The sequence below is a fragment of the Ruminococcus sp. RTP21198st1_G1_RTP21198_201120 genome, from assembly GCF_040924265.1.
Lineage (GTDB): Bacteria > Bacillota > Clostridia > Oscillospirales > Ruminococcaceae > Hominimerdicola > Hominimerdicola aceti.
The window spans coordinates 25452-49295 of the sequence record NZ_JBCOMH010000015.1 but is presented as its reverse complement, the minus strand read 5'-3'; the positions used below and the strand labels follow the sequence as shown (position 1 = coordinate 49295).

Genomic DNA, 23844 nt, shown 5'->3' with positions numbered 1-23844 from the left:
TCATGACTTTATGGGACAAGTTCTTTGAAAGCGGCAGGATAGAGGATTATCTCACATATGCCGCACACAGAAAAGAGGATACTGACAATGCTGACCTTTATGGGACTGATACTGAGGGAAAATGACAGGGGCGAAACAAGCAAATCCGTCACTGTTCTCACAGCAGAGCGTGGAGTCATAGATATATTTGTTCGTGGTGGCAGGAAAAGCACGAAAAATGCGTCATCAACGCAGCTTTTTGCATACTCTAAGCTGTGCGTTGATGAAAAGAAGAACGCTAAAGACCAATCAATGTTTTTTCTCAACAGCAGTGAATCAGAGAAGCTTTTTTACAACATCAGGCTCGACCCTAAGAAAACGGCTCTTGCCTCTTACTTTTCTGAGCTTCTCATGTATATACGAACAGAGGAAAGCGGCTGTGACGAGATAATGCGGCTGACTCTGAACACACTTTATTTTCTCGATAAGGGCGACAGAGATAGCGAACTTCTCAAATCTATATTTGAGTTTCGTCTGCTGTGCGAAGCAGGATTAAGACCTGCGCTTCTTGGCTGTTCAGTGTGCATGGCGTATGAAGCTGACATTATGCACTTCAATCTGTCAACAGGTGTCTTGGAGTGTGACAAGTGCTGTTACAATCCTGACAGCATTTACGATATTGAATTAGACAGGACTATGCTATACATAGTCCGATTTATTGCACTGACGGAATATGAGCGGCTTTTTGCTTTCAAGATAAGCGAAAGATATCAGAAAAAGCTGACGGCTTTTACAGAGCGGTTTGTTAGATATAATCTGAAAGGCAAGTTTCCGTCGCTTGATTTTTACAGACTTTTGTAGGCATTGCGTAGCTTTGCCTATTGTCATATTTTGAGGTATATATAATGGACGAAAGATTTTACGATTCATTGGAGCTGAACAAAATTCTTGAAATGCTTTCAAAAGAATGCTCCAACGAAAAAACGAAAAAAATGGCTTTGGGGATAAAGCCTTGTTCTGATCTTTACACGGTCAAGAAAGAAACAGGCAAGACCGCCGAAGCCCTTGAACTCAGCGTAAGATACGGCACGCCGAATTTCTACAACATAAATGACGTATCAACTTACATCAAAAGGGCCGAGGCAGGCGGTGTGCTTTCTTTGGGCGAGCTTATCCAGATAAGACGCTTGCTTGCGCAGACCTATGAGCTTCACCACTGGTATGAGCAGTGTGAGAACAAGGACACTTCCCTTTCATATCTCTTTGAAATGCTCTATCCAAACAAGTATCTGCAGCAGCGACTTGAAACGGCTATCATAGATGAAACAAAGCTTTCTGACGACGCAAGTGCGGAGCTGAGAAGCATAAGACAGAAGATAACACGTTCAGGGCTTAAGATAAGAGAGACACTTGACAAGATGATAAAATCCCCGAGCACTCAGAAATATTTGCAGGAGAGCATTGTCACAATGCGTGACGGACGTTTCGTTCTTCCGGTAAAGACTGAGTTCAAGGGCAATGTCAGCGGTCTTGTTCATGACACCTCCGCAACAGGCTCAACGCTTTTTATCGAGCCTATGTCAGTTGTGGAGGCAAACAATGATATCAGAATTTTGCAGGGTCAGGAACAGGACGAGATACACAGGATAATCGCTGAATTTTCCATGGAATGTGCCGAAATGAAAGACCAGCTCATTTCAAACTACAATGCGGTAACAGAGCTTAACCTTTATTTTGCAAAGGCAAACCTCGGTGCAAAAATGAGAGCAATGCTCCCTGAGATATCCAATGACGGAGTTATTGTGCTGAACAAGGCACGTCACCCTCTTATCGACCCGAAAAAGGTCGTGCCTATAAACTTTTCTATTGGCACTGACTATCACTCCCTGATAATAACAGGTCCTAACACGGGCGGTAAGACAGTTGTGCTTAAAACTGTGGGTCTGCTCACGCTTATGACAATGTGCGGTCTGCTCATTCCTGCGTCAGACGGAAGCAGGATATCTGTATATAAAAACGTGCTTGTTGATATCGGCGACCAGCAGTCTATAGAAAACAATCTGTCTACATTCTCCTCTCACATAAGCAGAGTAAAGACCATACTTGACGAAGCAGACAGCGAAAGCCTTGTGCTTCTTGACGAGCTTGGTTCAGGCACTGACCCTGTGGAGGGTGCTGCGCTGGCGGTAGCTATAATCGAACGCATAAGGATATTCGGTGCGACCCTTGTTACAACTACTCACTATCAGGAGCTTAAAATGTACGCTATCGACACTCCTGACGTTGAGAACGCTTCATGCGAGTTTGACGTGCAGACTTTGCACCCGACATACAGGCTTATCATAGGCTCACCCGGTAAGTCCAACGCTTTTGCTATCTCTGAAAGTCTTGGTATCGACAAGGATATAATCAAGTACGCTGAGTCGCTTATTTCTGAGGATAACAGAAAGTTTGAAACTATCATAGACAATCTTGAACGCACAAGAATACAGCTTGAAGAAAACAACAGGCTTGCGGAGAAATACCGTGCGGAAAGCGAGGCTCTCAGAAAAGAGCTTGCAGAGCAGAAAGAAAAATTCTACGATCAGAAAGAAGCCGAGCTTGAAAAGGCAAGACGTGAGGCTCAGCAGATCGTAAATCGTGTTCAGCGTGAGTCGCAGGCGCTTGTTGACGAACTTGACAAGCTGAGAAAAGAGAAAGAAAATCCAAACTTCACTCAGAAAGCCATTGACGCAAGGCACAAGCAGAAGTCCACAATGAACAAGCTATACAGCGAGGCTAACCCTGTTTCTGAAAGCAGGAACGAGGGATATGTGCTGCCAAGGCCGCTGAAAAAGGGCGACAACGTGCTTATCGTTGACACAAACAGAAAGGGTATCATTATAACGCCCCCTGACAACAGCGGAATGTGCTTCATTCAGGCAGGCATAATGAAAACCAAGATAGATGTAAAGAAGCTTCAGCTTATTGAAAAACAACAGCCGCAAAAGCAAACAAAGAAGCCTGTTAAAAAAGGCGGTGTATCCAAAAGCGGCATTGAGAGCCGTATGACACGAAAGGTATCCACCGAGCTTGATATCAGGGGCTATGCCGCAGACGAAGGCGTTCACGAAATGGAGCAGTTTATTTCTGACGCTATCATGTCAGGAGTGACGATGCTCACCATAATCCACGGCAGAGGCACTGGTATTCTCCGTGACGCCATAAGGCGCGCGCTTAAACACCACCCGTCTGTAAAATCATTCAGAAAAGGCGTTTACGGCGAGGGCGAGGACGGCGTAACTATCGTTGAATTAAAGTAAAATAATCACATATCACCGCATTTTGGTATATAATAAGCCAAAGGCGGTGATTTTTTTGAGCGTTCACAAACGTTCTTTCAAGAACAAAATTTCATACATAATTCTTGCTGTCGTTATTATTCTTGCACTGCTCACGACGGTGTTTTTTGCACAGCTTTCAAGGCACATCAGCGAAATAAGCGAGTTTGAAAGCAAGCAGGCGGCACTTGACGTGATAAATGCGGCCATAAACAGAGAGCTTGAAAAACTGCCCCAGAGCAGTTATATAAAGATATCTGAAACTGACGGCAGGATAACATCTATAAACAGCGACACGAACGCTGTGAACAGGCTTCAAAGCAGTGTTTCAAAAGCTGTGAACGAAAGCCTTTCACAGCTTGAGGGTACAAAACTCAGCGTACCCATCGGCACACTTTCAGGAATAAATATCCTCACAGGCAGAGGTTTTGACATACCACTGCGGCTTCATCAGATAGGTGCGGCAAAAACAGAGCTTAAAAGCGATTTAACGGAAGCAGGGATAAATCAGACAAAATACAGCCTCTATCTCACTGTGACCATAGAAATGACAGCCATTCTTCCTGCACACTCTACGGATATCGTGGTGAGATATGACTATCCCGTAAGCGAAACTGTTATCGTAGGGGAGATACCTGATATGTACTTAAGCAAGGAAAAAGGCTGATTTTTTCGCAGTTTATAGAAAAAAGGCTTGTATTTCACCAGCAATTATGGTATAATATAAAGGGCAATACCGCATAAGGCACGCCTAACGGCTTTGCACGCAATCTGCTTGCAGATTTTCCGTTATCTCGCACAGAAACTCCTTGAAATACGGAAGTATTCCTGCGTCGTTTCTATACAAGCTAACGAAAAATCTGGCTACGCATCTTGCGTACAATCCTTATGTGGTATTGCCCTGCGTATGATATGCCGTAAAAAGTTGGCAGAAATGGAGTTGTGTTATTTTGAACGAACAGGACGCTAAAAAACGTATAGACGAGCTTGTGAAGCTTTTGAATTATCACTCTCAGCTTTACTATGTTGAGGACAGGAACGAGATCACAGACTATGAATACGATATGCTCCAGCAGGAACTAAAGGGTCTTGAGGAGCAGTTTCCGCAGTTTATCAGAAGCGACTCCCCTACTCAGCGTGTAGGCGGCAAGGCGATATCAATATTTGAGAAAGTCACACACCGTGTGCAAATGGGTTCTTTGCAGGACGTTTTTTCCTTTGAACAGGTGAGAAGCTTTATTGAGACAGTTCAGCAGGCTGTGGATAAGCCGCAATTCGTTGTTGAGCCGAAAATAGACGGACTTTCGGTATCCCTTGAATATCACAACGGTGAGCTTGCCATAGGTTCTACCCGTGGTGACGGCTTTGTGGGCGAGGACGTTACTTCTAATCTGAAAACTGTAAAGTCCATTCCTATAAAAATAAACGAGGAACTGCCTTTGATAGAAGTCAGAGGTGAAACATATATGCCGAGAAATGTTTTTCTGAAGCTTGTTAAAGAGCAGGAGGATAATGACGAGCAGCCTTTCAAAAACCCTAGAAACGCTGCCGCAGGTTCTCTTAGACAGAAAGACCCTAAGATAGCGGCAAAAAGAAAGCTTGATATCTTTGTGTTCAATGTTCAGCAGATAGAGGGCAAGGAGCTTACTTCCCACAAGGAGTCTCTGGACTATCTGAAAACACTGGGATTCAAGACTATCCCTGATTACAAGCGTGTGTCTACCGCTGATGAGGTCATAGGCTGCATAAAGGCTATCGGAGAAAAGCGTTTTGACCTGCCATTCGATATTGACGGCGTTGTTATAAAGGTTGACGATTTCAGACAGCGTGAGATACTTGGTGCAACCGCAAAAGTGCCAAAGTGGGCTGTGGCTTACAAGTTTCCGCCTGAGGAAAAGACCTCAAAGCTGCTTGATATAGAGCTTAACGTGGGCAGAACTGGTGCTATAACACCTGTGGCCGTGTTTGAGCCTGTTTTTCTTGCAGGCACTAGCGTTTCAAGGGCGACCCTACACAATCAGGATTTTATAAGAGAGAAAAACATTTCCGTGGGGGATATCATCAAGGTGCGCAAGGCAGGAGATATAATCCCTGAGGTGCTGGGTTCTGTGGAAAAACATGGCGACGGAGTTTTCACGCTCCCTGAGTGCTGTCCTGTATGCGGAACAAAGCTTGTGAAGTCCGAGGAAGAAGCGGCGGTAAGGTGTCCGAACGTTGAATGTCCTGCGCAGATATTCAGAAGCATCGTTCACTTTGCTTCAAAGGGGGCAATGAACATTGACGGTCTTGGTCCGCAGATAGTTCACACCCTTCTTGACAACAAGCTTATCACCTCTGTGGCTGACCTTTACACTCTGAGCGAAAACAAGCTTTTACAGCTTGACAACTTCAAGGAAAAATCAGTGAACAATCTGCTTAGTGCTATAGAAAAGTCAAAGTCCAATTCTTTGGACAGATTGGTGTTTGGTCTGGGCATAAGAAATATCGGACAGGCTTCTGCGAAGCTTCTGTGCGACAAGTTCGGCGACCTTGACAACATCATGAACGCTTCCGCTGAGCAGATATCCGAGATAGACGGCTTTGGCGGCGTAATGGCGCAAAGCGTTTACAACGCTTTCCATGAAGAGCATATGATAGAGCTTATCCAAAGGCTCAAAGAATGTGGGATAAACACTAAGTATGAGAAGATACAGATAGACGACCGCTTTGCAGGAAAGACTTTTGTTCTCACAGGCACTTTGCCGACACTGAAAAGGAGCGAAGCAAAAGCACTCATTGAGAAATACGGTGGCAAGGCAAGCGGCTCAGTGTCCAAAAAAACGGACTATGTTCTTGCAGGTGAGGAAGCAGGAAGCAAGCTTGATAAAGCTCAGCAGCTCGGTATCGAAATAATCACCGAAGAACAGTTCAAGGATATGATAAAATAAGATAATATCTTTTTATATAAATAAAACAGGAGGAATGTAAAATGAACATTGACATTAAACACATTGCCAAGCTGGCAAGACTTCGCATCGAAGACGATCAGCTTGATAAGTTTGAGTCAGAAATGGAAAACATCGTGGGAATGGTTGAAAAGCTCCCCGACATTCAGGACGAAATGACCCTTGACCCTGACAACCCGATGATACTCAGAAAAGACGTGGCTGTTCAGGATAAATTCACAAGACAGGAGCTTATGCAGAACGCTCCTCAGGTAAAGGCAGGCTGTCTTGTCGTGCCTAAAACAGTAGAGTAAGGAGTGTTATAATTGGAACTTTTTGAAAGAAATGCCTGCGACTTGTCAGAAATGATAAAGAACAAGGAAATAAGCTCCGCAGAGCTTACAAAGTCTGTTTTTGACAGAATAAAAGCAGTTGAGGGCAAGGTAGACGCTTATCTGACACTTGACGAAGAAAACGCTATGAAAAAAGCCGCTGAGATAGATGAAAAGCTTGCAAAGGGCGAGGAGCTTTCACCTTTGGCCGGTATACCTGTTGGTATCAAGGACAATATCTCAACAAAGGGCCTGAGAACAACTTGTGCATCAAAAATGCTTGGCAATTATGTTCCGCCTTTCAATGCGACTGTAATGAACAAGCTTGACGATATCGTTGTAACAGGCAAGCTCAACATGGACGAGTTCGCTATGGGTTCATCAACCGAGAACTCACATTTTAAGCCTACTAAAAACCCATTTGATACAGAGAGGATACCTGGCGGTTCATCAGGCGGATCTGCTGCGGCTGTTGCAGCAAGAGAGGCTATCGTTACTCTTGGCTCTGACACTGGCGGATCTATCAGACAGCCTGCTTCATACTGCGGCGTTGTAGGTCTGAAGCCTACATACGGCAGCGTTTCAAGATACGGTCTTGTTGCTTTCGCTTCATCACTGGATCAGATCGGACCTCTTGGCAAGTGCGTAAAGGACGTTGCTATGGTACAGTCCGCTATCGTTGGTCATGACAAGTATGACGCTACTTCTTCCTATAGAGAGTATCCTGATTTTGCGGCTGACCTCAAGGCTGACGTAAAGGGTCTGAGGATAGGTATACCAAAAGAGTATTTTGGCGAGGGTATCGACCCATTCGTTAAGCAGTCTGTAATGAATGCTGTGAAAGAGCTTGAAAAGCAGGGCGCAACTGTAAAGGAGATTTCTCTGCCTTCTACAGATTATGCACTTTCATCATACTACATCATTTCTTCTGCAGAAGCTTCTTCAAACCTTGCAAGATTTGACGGTGTAAGATACGGCTTCAGAGCTGAAGAATATGACGGACTTGTTGATATGTACGAGAGAACACGTTCAGAGGGCTTCGGCGACGAAGTAAAGAGAAGAATAATGCTAGGCACATTCGTGCTTTCATCAGGTTTCTATGACGCTTACTACAAGAAAGCAAAGCTCGTTCAGAAGAGAATAATGCAGGAGTTCGCATCTCAGTTCGCTGACGTTGACGTTATCGCTACTCCGACAGTTCCGTCAACAGCATTCAAGATCGGTGAAAACACTGACGATCCCCTTAAAATGTACGCAAACGATGTCTGCACTGTTACAGTGAACATTGCAGGTCTGCCTGCAATAAGCATTCCTTGTGCATATGACGACAAGGGTCTGCCTGTTGGTATGCAGCTTATCGGTGGAAAGTTTACAGAGCAGCGTCTGCTTAACACAGCTTATGCTTATGAGCAGCTTGTTGGCGGATTCAAAATGCCTGAGCTTTAAGGAAAGGGGTCACAAAAATGGTAAAAGGCTACGAAGTTGTAATCGGTCTTGAAACTCATGCTGAGCTTAATACCGAGTCTAAAATATACTGCGACTGCAAGAACCAGTTCGGTCTTGAAGTCAATTCACAGGTTTGCCCTATCTGCATGGGTATGCCTGGCACACTGCCTACTCTTAACGAAAAGGTAGTTGATTATGCAATAAGAATGGGTCACGCACTCAACTGTGAGATAAACCGTGTCTGCAAGCAGGACAGAAAGAACTATTTCTACCCTGACCTGCCAAAGGCTTATCAGATATCACAGGCAGAAGTTCCTCTCTGCGGCAAGGGTTATGTTGATATCCTTGTTGACGGCGAGGAAAGAAGAATAGGTATCACAAGAATACACATCGAGGAGGACGCAGGTAAGCTTCTCCACTCTGACAAGTTCCATGGTGTATCACTTGTTGACCTTAACCGCTGCGGTGTTCCGCTTATCGAGATAGTTTCTGAGCCTGATATGCGTTCCTCACAGGAAGCAAAGGTTTATCTTGAAACACTGAAATCTATCCTACAGTATCTTGGCATATGCGACTGTAAGATGCAGGAAGGCTCTATCAGATGTGATGTAAACGTATCTGTTCACAAGCCTGGCGAGCCATTCGGCACACGTTCTGAGATGAAGAACGTAAACAGCTTCTCTGCCGCTGTAAGAGGTATCGACTACGAGGTAGAAAGACAGATAGCTGTTCTTGAAGCAGGCGGAAAGGTCGAGCAGGAAACACGCCGTTGGGACGACGAAAAGGGAATGAGCATTCCAATGCGTTCAAAAGAGGACGCACAGGATTATCGTTACTTCCCTGAGCCTGACCTGCTCACTATCGTTGTTGAGCAGGAGCGTGTTGACGAGCTTAAAAAGAGTATCCCAGAGCTTCCAAACGTAAAGATACTCAGATATGTAAAGAAGTTCGGTCTGAACATAAAGGACGCAACATTTATCGCAGAGTCTGTTTCCCTGGCAAAGCTTTTTGACGACTGCATGGCAAAGGACAAGTTCCCTGCAAAGTGCTATACAACATGGATACTTGGCGACCTTGTTAAGTACATGAACGCAACAGGCAAGACTCTCGAAGATACAAAGCTCACTGCTGACAATCTTACTGACCTTGCCGCTGCTATCGAGGCAAAGACCATTTCCAACGCTGGCGGAAAGAAAGTCTTTGCAGTTCTTCTCGAGGAGGACAAAAAGGTAAGCGACATTATCGAGGAGCAGGGTCTTGCACAGGTCTCTGATGACAGCGCACTTGAAAAGATCGCTGACGAAGTTCTTGCCGCAAACGAAAAGTCTGTAAATGACTACAAGGGCGGAAAGACAAATGCTCTGGGCTATCTGGTAGGTCAGTGCATGAAGGCTTCAAAGGGCAAGGCTAACCCTGGAAAAATGAAAGAGATAATTCTTGCAAAGCTTGGATAAGCACAGAAAAATCTGATATAACGAAAGAGGATCGCATTTGCGGTCCTCTTTTTTGTACTCATATAAGTTTTCCGTAACAAAACTCGCCATCTGACGAGGTTATCTCTATCTTTAAAAGCTGTCGCCTTAAGGAAACTTCTTCGTTCGTCCTCGGTATTTTCACAGTCACATAATTTGGCGCATGACCTTGGTGCCACTGAGAGCTTGTTTCCTTTTCAAACAAAACCTCCTGCACTGTGCCAACAAGGCTTTTGAGATACAAAGCCTTTGTTTCGTTGCATACATCTGCCATTTGAGCCGCACGACTGTGCTTGGTCTTGCGGTCGAGCTGACCTTTCATTTTGTCGGCAACAGTGGTAGGTCTGCGTGAATACGGGAAAATATGCGTTTCTGCAAAAGATATCTTCTTTGCAAATGCCAGCGACTTTTCAAATTCCTCGTCAGTTTCCTGTGGAAAGCCCACCATTATGTCGGTGGTTATAGCGCAGTTTGGAAAATGCCTGCGAAGCTTCTCGCAAAGCTCAGCATACTCCACCGTATCATAATGGCGATTCATGCGCTTCAAAGTTTCGTCACAGCCGCTTTGCAGGGAAAGATGAAAATGCGGACAAAGTTTTTCAATCTTTGACATTCGCAGGATATCTTCATCTGAAATAAGCTCAGGCTCAACAGAGCCGATACGCACTCTGTAATCGCCATCACAGCCGCAGGCGGCTTCAACAGCGTCAATGAGCCGTGTGCCGTTTTTGAAGTCTCTGCCGTAACAGCAAAGATTTATGCCCGTGAGGATTATCTCCTTGTGACCTGAGTCAACGAGCTGCTGAACTTCGGGAGCGATATCCTCCAAAGGTTTTGAGCAGATGTGTCCTCTCGCAGTGGGGATAATACAGTAGGTGCAATACTGATCACAGCCGTCTTGAATTTTGATATACGCACGAGTTTTTTGGTCAGCACCTGAGTTTGTCATTTTCTCAAAAGCCTCTCCCCTCTCACGAGGAACTATCCTGATAATACGCTCGCCACTTGTGATATACCTTTTTATAAGGGCAGGTATCTCCTTTTTTGCACCTGTGCCAACTATGATACCGCACTCGTCAAGAGCAGAAGCTTCCTTTTCAAAAGCCTGCGGAAAACAGCCTGCCAAAACTATCAGACACTCAGGATTGGCTTTTTTTATCTTGTGGATAAGCTGTCGGCATTTTGAGTCCGACTGAGCGGTAACAGTGCAGGTATTTACAACACAGACCTCTGCATCAGCATAATCCTCAGTGACCTCATACCCCTCGGACAGCATTGCTTCCTTTATATTTTCTGTTTCATATTGGTTTACCTTGCAGCCGAATGTATAGAAAAAGGCTTTCATATTTGATTTCCTTTCAATAGCCAAATGTTTATAATGCACAATAAATTGCAATTATATATGTGCATATTGTATAAATCTAAACTTTGATTTTTATCACTCTTGACTATTGTACCATATTTTAAATTTTTTTGCAAATATCCATTGACAAATCAGAAAAATCGTTTATAATATAAATTGTAGAGAAAAGATCTACAGAATTTATGTGGGAATCAAGATCGGATATACCGATCATTCTGAAGGAGGAATATTTATGACAAAGGTAAAAATCATGCTCGATTCCATTGCAGCGGTAAAGAAGTTTGTAAGCGTAGTTTCTATGTACGACTTTGATGTGGATCTTGCGTCAGGAAGATATGCAGTTGACGCTAAGTCAATTATGGGTATTTTCAGCCTTGACCTTTCAAATCCTATCCAGCTCGTAGCACACACAGACGACGCTACTAAATTCCTTGACGAGATCAAAGAATTTATTGTTGACTAAACTTTGATATCACGAAAGCACTGAGTTTTAAAAGCTCAGTGCTTTTTTTGTTGCAAAATTTAAACGATTTCGCATTTTTGCAAAATTTCATCATATAGTTTAATATATTTACGAATATACACTTTCTACTTTTGCTGTATTTTCATTCAAAGCGCATATAAAACGTTTGATATTTTCGTAATAAGAAAACTTTTAGCTGATTTGTTATAGCTTTTATATAAGTTCCACATTAACTAAAACGTTTTAATATGATTAATTATCCAAATTTTATATAATAAATTAACATGAAATAAGTAAAATTCATATTAATATCTTCACATATAATATTTTACACAATATCTGTTTACTATTTGTTCACATTGGCATATAATTATATATGGATTAAGATATGTGACATATAAGTATAGAACTGCTGTTGCCAATGTAAAAAGAAACGAAAATCTCAGAAATTTTCGGTTCTTTTTAGTTTTTCAGAGGTTATTATTGCGAAAGGAGGATATGCCAAAGGGCATAATCACGAACATGATCAAAGCTTATATCAGGATAAACGATCTTAATGACATCAAGACTTTGCATGAAGCGGCTTTAAGCTGCAAATACGATCTGGTGGTGCAGTCAGGAACAAAAATACTCAATCCAAAATCACTTATGGGTATTTTCGGTCTTGGCACAAAGAAAACTGTATCGCTGGTAGCTAAATATGACGACAAGCGTGATTTTCTCGAAAAATTCGGTGATCTGATCTCAACTTAGATCATTCCTTATAAAAGCGTTCTGCTGCTGCGGAGCGCTTTTCTCTTTTGCCCTTGTAATCACAAGAGCTATATGTTATAATAGTACAAAAAAGACAAGGAGATAACTAATGAGCGTAAAAATAATATTGCTTGCACTGGAAACTTTGCTGTTGTTTCTGTTTCTTGTACCATTACCTGTTATATGCTCGGGCAACCTGCTTGGCATCATCGTTTCGGTGATGCTAATGCTCATAACGGCAAACTGGACAAAATTCTGCGGTATTATATCAAAAATATGGGGACATGGTGCAGGTAAATTCGGGCTTATCTTTGTAAGCACATTGATACTTGCTGGGATAATATATGTGGGTATTCTTTCCATACTTATGTACAAAGCACAGGAAAACCGCCCTGAAAAAGCCAATGTTATAGTTGTGCTTGGCTGTCAGGTAAAAGGCGAACGCCCCTCACGAATGTTACGCAGACGACTTGACGCTGCAATTACGGCTATGAACGACAATCCCGATACGCTTTGTATAGTTTCAGGTGGCAAGGGTGATGATGAAAAAATAAGCGAAGCCTTGGCAATGAAAAACTATCTGCTTGAAAAAGGCATGGACAGCGACAGGATAATAATGGAGGACAAGTCCACTTCAACTTACGAAAATATCCAAAACTCTCTCAAGATACTCGATGAACTCGGCATGAGCCATGATATGACTATCGTCACAGACGGCTTTCATCAATACCGTGCAAGCCTTATAGCAAAGGCTCAGGGCGTGGAGAATGTCACCGCTTATTCAGCCTACACCGAGCCACGTTACCTGTTCACATATTGGGTGAGAGAGTGGCTTGGGCTAACGCACTTTTTCATGCTGGGCAGCTAACTAAATTTCACGAAAAATTGCACAAAAAGCTATTGAAAACAGCACAAAGGTATGCTAGAATAAAGTCATAAATAAATGAAAATCGGAGGTTAAAACATGAAAAATATACCAGAAGTAAAACTTGGCATCGTTGCAGTTTCAAGAGATTGCTTTCCTATGTCGCTTTCAGAATCAAGACGTATCAAGGTCTGTCAGGAGTACAAAAAGGCTTACGGAGATATCTACGAATGTCCTACAGTTGTGGAGAACGAGAATGATATGCTCAAAGCCCTTGACGAGGTAAACACAGCAGGCTGTAACGCACTTGTTGTATATCTTGGAAACTTCGGACCTGAGTCCTCAGAAACACTTCTAGCAAAGAAGTTTGGCGGTCCTGTTATGTTCGTTGCGGCCGCTGAAGAACCATGCGGTGATGCACTTATCGACAACAGAGGCGACGCTTACTGCGGAATGCTCAACGCAAGCTATAACCTTGCACTGAGAAACATCAAGGCTTATATCCCTGAGTACCCTGTTGGTACACCTGATGAGTGTGCAAAGATGATAAGCGAGTTCGTTCCAGTTGCAAGGGCTATCCTCGGTCTTAAGGATCTGAAGATAATCTCATTCGGACCACGTCCACAGGACTTTCTTGCCTGCAACGCACCTATCAGACAGCTCTACAATATGGGTATCGAGATAGAAGAAAACTCAGAGCTTGACCTCTTCGAGTCATTCAACGCCCATGCCGGCGACGAGAGAATATCTGCTGTTGTGGCTGACATGGAAGCAGAGCTTGGCAAGGGCAATAAAATGGCAGGCATTCTTCCAAGACTTGCGCAGTATGAGCTTACTCTTCTTGACTGGGCAGAAGCTCACAAGGGTTCAAGAAAATATGTTGTATTTGCAAACAAGTGCTGGCCTGCATTCCAGACGCAGTTTGGCTTCGTTCCTTGCTATGTTAATTCAAGACTTACAAAGATAGGCATTCCTGTTGCCTGCGAAGTAGATATCTACGGTGCTGTCAGCGAATACATAGGCGTTTGTGTATCACAAAAGCCTGTTACGCTCCTTGACATCAACAACACTATTCCTGCGGACATATACAATGATGATATCGCAGGAAAGTTCCCTTACACACATAAGGATACATTCATGGGCTTCCACTGCGGAAACACAGCTTCATGCCTTGTAAAAGAGCCTGAGATGAAGTTCCAGCGTATCATGAAGAGAAATCTTGAGCCAGACAGCGAGCCTAATATTTCAAGAGGTACTCTTGAGGGCGATATCGTTGACGGAAATATAACATTCTTCCGCTTCCAGTCAACGGCTGATGCACAGCTCAAAGGATATATTGCAGAGGGCGAAGTTCTTCCTGCTGCAACACGTTCATTCGGCTCTATCGGTATTTTCGCTATCAACGAAATGGGCAGATTTTACCGCCATGTTCTCGTTCAGAAGAACTATCCTCACCACGGTGCTGTTGCTTTTGGTCACTATGGAAAGGCACTCCACAGTGTTATGACATATCTTGGCATGACAGACATAGGCTTCAATCAGCCAAAGGGTATGCTTTATCCAACAGAAAATCCGTTTGCAGATTAATATTTTAGGGATACCGCACTGTAATGGTGCGGTATTTCTGCTTTTATGAACTAAAAAATCAACAAGTGAGCCAATGCTTATTCACACATAATTATATGCCCTGCCGAATAATAAGAATTTTATTGACAAATATGCGAAAAATGTAGTATAATAGTAGTAACTATTATAAGGAGATGTAGCCATGTCTGTTTACCGTATTTATGTAGAAAAAAAGCCTGAATTTGCAGTTGAAGCAAATTCACTTATCGGCGGAATAAAGTCAGCTCTGGGACTTGAAAACCTTACAGGTCTGAGAGTTATAAACCGCTATGACGCAGAGGGTCTTTCAAGAGAGGATTTCGACCTTGCAGCGCCAGTCGTTTTCTCTGAGCCTGCTGTTGACGTTACTTACGATCACCTGCCTGCTGTAAAAGCTGACGAGTTTGTTTTTGCAGTTGAGTATCTGCCAGGTCAGTTCGATCAGAGAGCTGATTCCTGCGCACAGTGTATCTCACTTCTCACTGGAGGAAAAAGACCTACTATCAAGTCAGCGAGAATTTATATCGTTTCTGGCAAACTCACAGAAGCAGAGCTTGACCAGATCAAGCACTATATGATAAACCCTGTTGAGTCAAGAGAAGCTTCCCTTGATTGCTTCGATACACTTGATATCAAGTATACTATCCCTACCACAGTCAAAACTGTTGAGGGCTTTATCTATTCAACAGACGATGACCTTAGATTCATGCTTACAGACTTGGGTCTTGCAATGGACTTTGACGATATCAAGTTCTGTCAGGATTATTTCAAGAACGTTGAAAAGAGAAATCCTACTATCACTGAGATAAGAATGATAGATACATACTGGTCTGATCACTGTCGTCATACTACATTCTCCACTATCGTCGATAACGTTTCTATCGACTCTGACTACATAGCTGCTACCTTTGCAGACTATATCAACACAAGAAAAGACCTTTATGCAGGCAGAACTGACAAGCCTGTTACACTTATGGATCTTGCTTGTATCGGCGCAAAGCAGCTTAAAAAGGCTGGTCTGCTCAAAGACCTTGACGAGAGTGAGGAGATAAACGCTTGCTCGGTTAAGATAACTGTTGACGTTGACGGCAATCCTGAGGACTGGCTGCTCATGTTCAAAAACGAAACACACAACCACCCTACAGAGATCGAGCCTTTCGGCGGTGCGGCAACTTGTCTTGGTGGCGCTATCAGAGACCCTCTGTCAGGACGTTCATATGTATATCAGGCAATGAGAGTAACAGGCGCAGGCAATCCGCTGGTTCCTGTTGAGGACACTATCACAGGTAAGCTTCCACAGAGAAAGATAGTTGTAGGTGCGGCAAATGGTTATTCTTCATACGGCAACCAGATAGGTCTTGCTACCGGTCACGTTCACGAGATATATCACCCTGGCTATGTTGCAAAGAGAATGGAGATAGGTGCTGTAGTAGGTGCTGCTCCTGCTGAGAACGTAAGACGTGAAAGACCTGAGCCTGAGGATATCGTTATCCTCCTTGGCGGAAGAACAGGACGTGACGGCTGCGGCGGAGCAACAGGCTCTTCAAAATCACACAACCTCCACTCACTTGAAAACTGCGGAGCTGAGGTACAGAAGGGTAACGCACCTGAGGAAAGAAAGCTTCAGCGTTTGTTCAGAAACCCTGAAGTTACTTCAATGATAAAGCGTTGTAACGACTTCGGTGCAGGCGGAGTTTCCGTTGCTATCGGCGAGCTTGCTGACGGACTTTCTATCAACCTTGACGCTGTTACAAAGAAGTATGACGGTCTTGACGGCACTGAGCTTGCTATCTCTGAGTCACAGGAGAGAATGGCTGTTGTTATCGCAAAGAGCGACCTTGAAAAGTTCATGGCTGAGGCTGCAAAGGAAAACCTTGAAGCAACAATGGTGGCAAGAGTAACTGCTGAGCCAAGACTTAAAATGAACTGGTGCGGCAACACTATTGTTGACCTTACAAGAGAGTTCCTTAACTCAAACGGAGCTGAAAAGCACACAGATATTTCTATCCCTGCTCCTGTTTTCGCAGCAGAGAGCAACGACGCTGACACTGCTGACCGCTGGGAGTCTATGATATCAAACCTCAACATCTGCTCACAGAAGGGCCTTATTGAGAGATTTGACTCAACAATCGGTGCAAACACAGTTCTTATGCCATTTGGCGGTAAATATCAGAACACACCTACACAGGCAATGGCTGCAAAGCTCCCTGTTCTTCACGGCAATACAAAGACAACGTCCATTATGGGCTGGGGCTATGACCCATATCTCTCATCTGTAAGCCCATACCACGGCGCAATGAGTGCTGTAGTTGAGTCTATCGCAAAGGTCATCGCAACAGGCGGTACATACGAGAAGTGCTGGCTCACATTCCAGGAGTATTTCGAGAGAACACAGAATGATCCTGAGCGTTGGGGCAAGCCTATGTCTGCTCTCCTCGGTGCATACAAGGCACAGATAGAGCTGGGATGCGGTTCTATCGGCGGTAAGGACTCAATGTCCGGTACATTCGAGGAAATAGACGTTCCACCTACACTTGTTTCATTCGCTGTTTCAGTAACAGACGCAGACAAGGTAGTTTCACAGGAATTCAAGAAAGCAGGCTCTAAGGTGATCCTTATCAAGCCTGAATATGACGACAACAAGCTTGTGAACTTCGATTCACTGAAGGCAGTATTTGAAAAGGTAGAAAAGCTTATCGCTGAGGGCAAGGTGCTTTCATGCTGGGCTGTATCCTACGGCGGTGTATCTGAGGCTGTTGCAAAAATGGCATTTGGTAACAAGATAGGCTTTAAGTTCACAGACAAGCTCACAGCAGAAGAGCTTTACAGAGCTTGCTATGGCGCATTTGTTATCGAGCTTGCAGAGGGCGTTGACACTGACGAGAGAGTTATCGGTGAAACAACAGAAAGCTACGAGATAAAGTCAGACAACTACACAATAAGCCTTGACAAGCTCCAGACACTTTGGGAGGGCAAGCTTGAGCCTGTATATCCTGTTCATGTGAAAGAGCCTGCTGAAAAGCCTGAAAAGTACAGCTACAAGGCAGACAAGAGAGTTGCACCTGCTATCAAGGTGGCAAAGCCAAAGGTGCTTATCCCTGTATTCCCTGGCACAAACTGCGAATACGATACAGCAAGAGCCTTTGAAAAGGCAGGCGCTGAGGCTGACATCTTCGTTGTAAGAAACCTTACAGAACAGGCTATCAAGGAGTCTGTTGACGCAATGGAGAAGAAGATAAAAGAGTCACAGATAGTAATGCTCCCAGGCGGATTCAGCGGTGGCGACGAGCCTGACGGCTCAGGCAAGTTCATCGTATCATTCCTGAGAAACCCAAGACTTACAGACGCTATCCATGACCTGCTGAAAAACCGTGACGGTCTTATGCTTGGTATCTGCAACGGCTTCCAGGCACTTATCAAGCTTGGTCTTGTACCATACGGCGAGATAAGAGATATGAGGGACGACTCCCCTACACTGACATTCAACACCATTGCAAGACACCAGTCTAAAATGGTAAACACAAGGATCGCTTCCAACAAGTCACCATGGCTTGCAGGCTGTGAGGTAGGCGATATCCACAGCGTGGCTATCTCACATGGTGAGGGACGTTTCGTTGCAACAGCAGAGGAAATCGCACAGCTTGCAGCAAACGGACAGATCGCTACACAGTATGTTGACTTTGACGGAGAGCCTACATTTGACATTCATTGCAACCCTAACACATCATTCCAGGCTATCGAGGGTATCACCTCACCTGACGGACGTGTTCTTGGTAAAATGGGTCACTCAGAGCGTAAGGGCTGCTGCGTATCAAAGAACGTTCCTGGTGAAAAGGATCAGAAGATATTTGAAAGCGGCGTAGCTTACTTCAAGTAAAAAAACAAAAATACAAGGGCGGAGCTTTTCCGCCCTTTGTTTATACGAGGACAAAGATATGCTGAAATACATTATAATATATCTTTCCGCAATGAGCCTTTTGACGTTCATACTTTTTGGTGCAGATAAGCACAAGGCAAGAGCACACAAATGGCGGATACCTGAGAAAACGCTTCTTGGTCTGAGCCTGCTTGGCGGCTTTGCAGGAGGATTTCTGGGCATGGAATTTTTCCGTCACAAAACAAAACACTGGTATTTTTATATGGTGATGATAATTTCTCTTGCACTATGGGCATTTATCATATACAAGGTCATTGCAGAATAGAATATGTTCTTTAGGTAGTCGGTAACGGCTGCCTAATTTTTTTTTGCAAATTCCGGTAGAAAGCATATAAAGCAGCGTAAACTTATTTGCGAAAAATAAAGTTGATCCTGTATAATAAAACTTGACACATACAAAACAGTGCATAGTATTATACCACAAAAAAAGACTGCTTTCTACCTTTTTTCCGGGGTAGAAAGCAGTCTTCTTTCATTGTGCGTTTTTTTACAGCGGCTTCAGTAAGTTCAGCTTCTGTTAAGATATAGTTGCTGTTGTCATTAGGAGTGATATACACCGTGATAGTTCCCAGCTTGCAATTTTCACTGATAGCACCACCAGTAATACCGAAGTTCATCGTGTCAGACGGAGCGGCTGAGCCTTCATCCAAATTCTTTATAGTGTCAAGCGCAAGTTTGTCAGTTGAGGTGCCGTCTTTAGTGAAACTGCCCTCAATATCACCCTCGGAAGCAAAATTAAACTTCGCCATAATGCCCACATTAGAGTGATTTGTAACTGTGATAGCCTTTGTGTCGCTGGTCCATTTGCCGTCTGCCTAATCGACTTGATGTGTTTCAGGATTCCAAGTCTTTTCGCCCTCGGTGTAATCGAAGGTCATATCTTCCCAAGTAATGTCGGCGGATATAGTTACAGGAGATTCCGCACCTGCCTTATATTTGCCCTGCACGTCGGCAGTGGTGTCCGCAAAGGCAGGGACCGCCATAGAAGCTGTCATTGCCAGCGACAGTATGGATATAATAACTTTTGTCATTTTTCTGCCCTCCTTATTCCGCTGTAACGGTGTAAATGCCGTTCTCATCAGGTCCGCTGACGGTGCATCCTTCTGCTAGTTGAATACCGCCATATCTGCCTGTTTCATATTCATCCGGCTTAAAGTTATATGTACCCACACCGCAGATGATCTTTGCCTCTTCTCTATAAACACTATCAAAGGAGAATTTGCCTATCCGAATATTACCCGACAGTTTTAAGGTCGGCGTACCGGTAGTAACCATAGGAACTTTAAGCGTCCCTAACGTAAAGTCGCCGGAAATAGTGACATCTTTCTTAACTTTCATTGTTCCGATAATATTATTGACTCCCTCGAATTTCCAAATGCCGCCATAGCTGGTAAAGCAATCTTTCATGATGACACAATCTCTCAAGGTCACATCTGAGTAATTATTATTGTCGCCCAACCCATTCAGAGTACAATTGTCAACGATCAGATGTTGTTCAGCTCTTCCATTCATCTGCACATAACAACCGATAGTACCGTTGCTCAGCGTCTTTCTGTTCAGATAAAACTCCAGATCTTTTCCTGACGAAAGCGTCAGCATCTCGTATGCTCCGTTAAGATCGCTGTTTAGCTTTGCCTTGCCACCATTTTCAAATACACCGCGCAGATCCTCCAAATTTTTCACCATAGTGATGTCTGAGGGATCTGACGTGTCTGAGGTGATCTTTACTGTAATAGTTCCGATCTTCTGATCTTTTGTGATCGCACCTCCGGAAATGCCAAAAGCAGTTGTGTCTGTTGGTGCGTTTTCAATTGTTGTATTCTCTGCAGAAGCAAGATCAAACTCGGTCTTGTCAAAGCTCCTTACGCAGCCCATCCACATCGGCTGCGTAAGGAGCTTGGGCTAGAAGTTCCGTCGCCTAAGGAGGAATTCGACCCGCCGTTGGGTTTCTACGAAAAGTGCAGTATTATGGACGAAATGCCTCTGGCTTACTGCGTTATCGAACTTGTATTCGATGAAGATGGTCACGGTGTTGACTTTATTTTCCGCTACTGCAACAAGGAGATGGCGGTAGTTGAGGGTGTGCCCGTGGAAGAAATGCTGAATCGGTCTTTTTATGAAGTATTTCGCAACGGAGATCGAAAATGGCTGGTATCTTACGCAGATGTAGCACTCAACGGCACAAAGCACACGCTGAAGGATTTTAGCCCTGAGATTGGGAAAGACCTCACCACATATTGCTATCAGCCCGAACCCGGTTTCTGCACCTGCATCCTGCTGCCAGAATAAATGCACAACCTAAAATGACATTTCGTTAAAAAGCATAATGTAAAAAAAAGGCTCTGATAAGACCAATTTTAGGTCATCTCAGAGCCTTTAATCGTTAAATGAGGCACAGGTTCGATAGATACTTTTTTAGCAAGTTCTTCAAGATAATCAAGCGTAAGTTCACTTTCTGATTTTGAATTGAGCTCATCTAATGCTTCCAATAACGTCAACATTACAATACACATCCTTGCTCATAGCCATATATTACCTTAGCCTGTCCACTTTCTTCGCCAGGCCATCCGGATATGTTGTAAGCTTTGAACGCGTCAGTTAACAAAATTTGAAGGTGTTCTTTATCGTTTAGCAATCCTTTTGGGAAATCAATACGTGTTATTTTCCAACAAACTTGTTGTTCATGAATACTCTTTATTGCTTGAACAGGTATCGGATTTGATTTATACATAAAGATAAATTCCTCTATATCATTATTCGTGTCATGATGGTTATAGCAATGTGCTAACCATGTTTCAGAATTTTTGTCAATAGTTAAGTACAGGGGCATGATACCTTCTGTCGTGTCCCTAAAGCTCCCGTATGGGTTCTTAATCTTTTTCTTAGCCAGTTCCTCTCTTTGCGTTGGAGTCAGCTTTTCATTAACAAATGCCATAGTCTAAACCTCACAATAATAAAAGTATTTAAGGGTATTTTAAAGAGAACCCTTATAAAACCTCTTGCTGCGCTTGTATAGTAAATACAATGAATGAAACGTAAGCACTCAGAATCTCTTCCTAATGAATTATATAGATTATTTAATTGTTTGGTTGGGATTCCATTTATTGAATTCGTGTTGCCAATTTCTTCTATATTAGGGTTAACATCCGGATTTGGTTTTAATTATAGCTTCATCAATTTCGGCACTTGGTGCAACCAAAACAACAGTATCATCTCCAACAGGACGTCACAATGTAACATCTTTGCCTGAAATATAGTCTTCATAACCTTTTTCAGATATTAAATAAGATGCACCTTTACTAAATATTTCGTCTATATTCATAATATACTCACCCCATAATCTTTAGTTGCAATGTTATTAATTCTTGTAATTTCCTGCCAAAGCCCATTTTCTTCATTCCAACCTTGCCATTCCTTACAAACACGAAGCTCCTTTTCGTGTTTTAATAGCGTTTCCTTCAATTTCTCAATTAACTCTTGATTAATGAATTTAAATGGTGCTTCGTGTCTTTTTTCATTCCTAATTTGATTCCAACATACCATAAACGCTATCCAATTCTTTGCTGGATCGCAATCAAGAAGATACAATATGGCTTCTTCGAATTTGGCAACAATTTTTTCATTTTTAGTTTCCTCATAAAGTTTGTATACTCCAAAATCTATAATTCTACTAAAATCCGTTGGTACATTTGCTGGAACAAAGTGACTTATAGGACAAGCATATCCTTTCTCTCCGCAAAGGAACTCAGCAACCTCATTATTTTCAAATGCTTTTTTTGTAAGTTCAAGCAGCTCTCCATTTGTAATTTGTTTTTCCAATTTCATAACATTTCCTTTCCCACCAAACGACGAATAAACATTTTCTATTTTTACATCAAATATATCTATTTGTATCAATAACGGGGACATCTTCTAAAATATCATCTATCATTGACGTTGTGAATTTGAATGTAACCGTCAAACCCTCCGCATCTACCCCACCGATGACTAAAGAAGTATAATAAACTTCAAGCAACTCGATAGAGTAAATTACCCAATCTCAAAAAGTTTATAGAGCTGCTTAGACCAAATTAGATGTGGAGATAAAGATAATGATAATGAAAACAACGATCGCAACGGTAAAGAACGAATTTCGCCTGACTGAATGGTCAGCCCAGATCCAGGCACAGAAAAGTAGCTGACTTACAGTGCATAAATGGTGTGAAGAAAACGGTGTCAATGTTAATACCGTTCACTTGAATTTTGTTCCGATTATTTCGCTGCTCATTTGTTATTTAATTCCTTGCCTTTAATCTATTCATTCTCTAAAATATATTCATATTTATTATCTTCGCTCCAACGGCTGTCTATATCCTTAACAGACAGCGCATTGATCGAGCCGTCATCTCTGCCAACAGCCACGATCGCATATTTATTGCTATCTGAAATTTCATACATATATACATCGGCTAAAACATGTTCCTTGTCATTGTCAAGAGATTCGGCATACGGAGCGCCGAATTTTTCCTTAAAGCTCAGAAAATCTCTGCTGTTCCATGCGGTTATATCATTATATTTTACAATACTTTGAGGATTGATTATCCTGTAAATATCTATAACTTCGTACTTATTGCCCGTCTGAGCCACTATATAACTGCTGCTGTCGCCATAACCGGAAGCAACGCAGCAGTTATGGTCTGCAATTTCAATAGTATTGGCAGTATTACACTCGATATCACCGGACTCATAATCCAAAGTATTTATGGATATGTTATAAACGCCGACCAGATCTTCCCCATCATCATGCTTTTCATCGATGGGACAAACTGCTATATATACCCCATATTTTTGCTTATCCGTGATAATATAAAATGATCTGGAAAGAAAAGCACTGGTATAATTTTTTCCTGAAGAACTGGCGCTCACAGTATCCTTTTCATACTCTGTCGTGCGAATTATATCGCCTTCAAATCCATCAATCAGCGCTTGTATATCAGCGTCAATACCATCTGAATTTTTCAGACCGTTACACAGTAAGGATTTTACGCCGTCTTTATCCCCATCGTCTATGTATGTCAATAATTGATCTACCGTATCTGCGTAGAACTGATCGTTATATTTATACTCAACACCGTTTATGATAGGCGTTTCTTTAATGGCACAACTACTCAGAGATATCACCAATGCTAAGCTCGAAATAAGGCTGATGACTTTTTTCATTTATTATTTCTCCTTCCAGTCTAATGTTGCTATGTAAGTCTCATCTGAGAATGACCACCCTGCAGTTCTGTCAGTCGCATCTCTGAAAGCCTCATACATGATCTCGCCATTCTCCATCCTCAATATCCGGTTTTAAGTATTCATACTTATCGTAAAAAAAACGTACTTACTCTTATCAGCACTATC

The 23844-nt window shown here is 42.9% G+C and carries 23 protein-coding genes; 15 read left to right on the top strand and 8 right to left on the bottom strand.

Annotation, left to right across the window (positions count from 1 at the left end; translation table 11 throughout):
- Positions 1-2 precede the first annotated feature (2 nt).
- The 8 genes from AB5627_RS10600 (at position 3) to gatB (ending at position 9455) form a co-directional block, all read left to right on the top strand.
- Positions 3-125 carry a hypothetical protein gene (locus tag AB5627_RS10600; RefSeq protein WP_022287805.1) on the top strand — a complete coding sequence of 41 codons (123 nt, stop codon included), beginning with the start codon at positions 3-5 and terminating at the stop codon, positions 123-125.
- Positions 88-840: a DNA repair protein RecO gene (recO, locus tag AB5627_RS10595; RefSeq protein WP_022287804.1), complete on the top strand. Its 753-nt coding sequence runs from the start codon at positions 88-90 to the stop codon at positions 838-840. Before AB5627_RS10600 ends, recO begins: the two co-directional genes overlap by 38 nt.
- Positions 841-884: 44 nt before the next feature.
- Entirely contained in the window at positions 885-3281 is a 2397-nt protein-coding gene (locus AB5627_RS10590) for an endonuclease MutS2 (RefSeq protein ID WP_022287803.1), read from the top strand.
- A gap of 55 nt (positions 3282-3336) precedes the next feature.
- Positions 3337-3966 (top strand): sporulation protein YunB, encoded by a 630-nt coding sequence (gene yunB, locus AB5627_RS10585; protein ID WP_022287802.1) that lies wholly within the window; start codon positions 3337-3339, stop codon positions 3964-3966.
- Positions 3967-4249: 283 nt separating this feature from the next.
- Positions 4250-6226 carry an NAD-dependent DNA ligase LigA gene (gene ligA, locus AB5627_RS10580; RefSeq protein WP_022287801.1) on the top strand — a complete coding sequence of 659 codons (1977 nt, stop codon included), beginning with the start codon at positions 4250-4252 and terminating at the stop codon, positions 6224-6226.
- Positions 6227-6267: 41 nt separating this feature from the next.
- Positions 6268-6537 (top strand): Asp-tRNA(Asn)/Glu-tRNA(Gln) amidotransferase subunit GatC, encoded by a 270-nt coding sequence (gene gatC / locus AB5627_RS10575; RefSeq protein ID WP_022287800.1) that lies wholly within the window; start codon positions 6268-6270, stop codon positions 6535-6537.
- A 12-nt stretch (positions 6538-6549) separates the two neighbouring features.
- A complete protein-coding gene (gene gatA, locus AB5627_RS10570) occupies positions 6550-8001 on the top strand; it encodes an Asp-tRNA(Asn)/Glu-tRNA(Gln) amidotransferase subunit GatA (RefSeq protein WP_022287799.1) in 1452 nt (483 codons plus the stop codon).
- Positions 8002-8018: 17 nt separating this feature from the next.
- Positions 8019-9455 (top strand): Asp-tRNA(Asn)/Glu-tRNA(Gln) amidotransferase subunit GatB, encoded by a 1437-nt coding sequence (gene gatB, locus AB5627_RS10565; protein WP_022287798.1) that lies wholly within the window; start codon positions 8019-8021, stop codon positions 9453-9455.
- Between the two features lie 58 nt (positions 9456-9513).
- On the opposite strand, the gene mtaB is transcribed toward gatB, so the two are convergent.
- Positions 9514-10818 carry a tRNA (N(6)-L-threonylcarbamoyladenosine(37)-C(2))-methylthiotransferase MtaB gene (gene mtaB / locus AB5627_RS10560; RefSeq protein ID WP_022287797.1) on the bottom strand — a complete coding sequence of 435 codons (1305 nt, stop codon included), beginning with the start codon at positions 10816-10818 and terminating at the stop codon, positions 9514-9516.
- A 250-nt stretch (positions 10819-11068) separates the two neighbouring features.
- On the opposite strand from mtaB, the gene AB5627_RS10555 reads away from it, so the two are divergent.
- The 6 genes from AB5627_RS10555 to AB5627_RS10530 all read left to right on the top strand — a co-directional run bounded on the left by AB5627_RS10555 (position 11069) and on the right by AB5627_RS10530 (position 18724).
- Positions 11069-11299 (top strand): HPr family phosphocarrier protein, encoded by a 231-nt coding sequence (locus AB5627_RS10555; RefSeq protein ID WP_022287796.1) that lies wholly within the window; start codon positions 11069-11071, stop codon positions 11297-11299.
- Positions 11300-11782: 483 nt separating this feature from the next.
- Positions 11783-12052, top strand: coding sequence for an HPr family phosphocarrier protein (locus tag AB5627_RS10550; protein WP_046440140.1), 270 nt, complete (start codon positions 11783-11785; stop codon positions 12050-12052).
- 109 nt (positions 12053-12161) lie between these two features.
- Positions 12162-12920, top strand: coding sequence for a YdcF family protein (locus tag AB5627_RS10545; RefSeq protein WP_195249462.1), 759 nt, complete (start codon positions 12162-12164; stop codon positions 12918-12920).
- A gap of 96 nt (positions 12921-13016) precedes the next feature.
- The gene (locus AB5627_RS10540; protein ID WP_368369835.1) at positions 13017-14504 is read left to right on the top strand and encodes an L-fucose/L-arabinose isomerase family protein; all 1488 of its coding nucleotides are present in this window, start codon (positions 13017-13019) and stop codon (positions 14502-14504) included.
- A 181-nt stretch (positions 14505-14685) separates the two neighbouring features.
- A complete protein-coding gene (locus AB5627_RS10535; protein ID WP_022287792.1) occupies positions 14686-18399 on the top strand; it encodes a phosphoribosylformylglycinamidine synthase in 3714 nt (1237 codons plus the stop codon).
- Between the two features lie 58 nt (positions 18400-18457).
- Complete coding sequence (locus AB5627_RS10530; protein WP_117864549.1) at positions 18458-18724, top strand: DUF1294 domain-containing protein; 267 nt, start codon at positions 18458-18460, stop codon at positions 18722-18724.
- A 148-nt stretch (positions 18725-18872) separates the two neighbouring features.
- On the opposite strand, the gene AB5627_RS10525 is transcribed toward AB5627_RS10530, so the two are convergent.
- From AB5627_RS10525 to AB5627_RS10515, 3 genes are all read right to left on the bottom strand, one after another.
- Positions 18873-19208 (bottom strand): hypothetical protein, encoded by a 336-nt coding sequence (locus AB5627_RS10525; RefSeq protein WP_368369834.1) that lies wholly within the window; start codon positions 19206-19208, stop codon positions 18873-18875.
- 66 nt (positions 19209-19274) lie between these two features.
- Positions 19275-19490, bottom strand: coding sequence for a hypothetical protein (locus AB5627_RS10520; RefSeq protein WP_022287790.1), 216 nt, complete (start codon positions 19488-19490; stop codon positions 19275-19277).
- Between the two features lie 13 nt (positions 19491-19503).
- The gene (locus tag AB5627_RS10515; RefSeq protein ID WP_265290673.1) at positions 19504-20334 is read right to left on the bottom strand and encodes a hypothetical protein; all 831 of its coding nucleotides are present in this window, start codon (positions 20332-20334) and stop codon (positions 19504-19506) included.
- 66 nt (positions 20335-20400) lie between these two features.
- Between AB5627_RS10515 and AB5627_RS10510 the strand changes: the two genes are divergently transcribed.
- The gene (locus AB5627_RS10510; RefSeq protein ID WP_265290674.1) at positions 20401-20748 is read left to right on the top strand and encodes a hypothetical protein; all 348 of its coding nucleotides are present in this window, start codon (positions 20401-20403) and stop codon (positions 20746-20748) included.
- Between the two features lie 68 nt (positions 20749-20816).
- On the opposite strand, the gene AB5627_RS10505 is transcribed toward AB5627_RS10510, so the two are convergent.
- From AB5627_RS10505 to AB5627_RS10490, 4 genes are all read right to left on the bottom strand, one after another.
- Positions 20817-20960, bottom strand: a complete 144-nt coding sequence (locus AB5627_RS10505) for a hypothetical protein (RefSeq protein WP_022287957.1) — start codon at positions 20958-20960, stop codon at positions 20817-20819.
- Positions 20960-21394, bottom strand: a complete 435-nt coding sequence (locus AB5627_RS10500; RefSeq protein WP_022287958.1) for a hypothetical protein — start codon at positions 21392-21394, stop codon at positions 20960-20962. The genes AB5627_RS10505 and AB5627_RS10500 overlap by 1 nt, the downstream gene beginning before the upstream one ends.
- 383 nt (positions 21395-21777) lie before the next feature.
- The gene (locus AB5627_RS10495; protein ID WP_038671452.1) at positions 21778-22356 is read right to left on the bottom strand and encodes a hypothetical protein; all 579 of its coding nucleotides are present in this window, start codon (positions 22354-22356) and stop codon (positions 21778-21780) included.
- A 396-nt stretch (positions 22357-22752) separates the two neighbouring features.
- Positions 22753-23658, bottom strand: a complete 906-nt coding sequence (locus tag AB5627_RS10490) for a DUF5104 domain-containing protein (RefSeq protein WP_022287961.1) — start codon at positions 23656-23658, stop codon at positions 22753-22755.
- Positions 23659-23844: the final 186 nt, after the last annotated feature.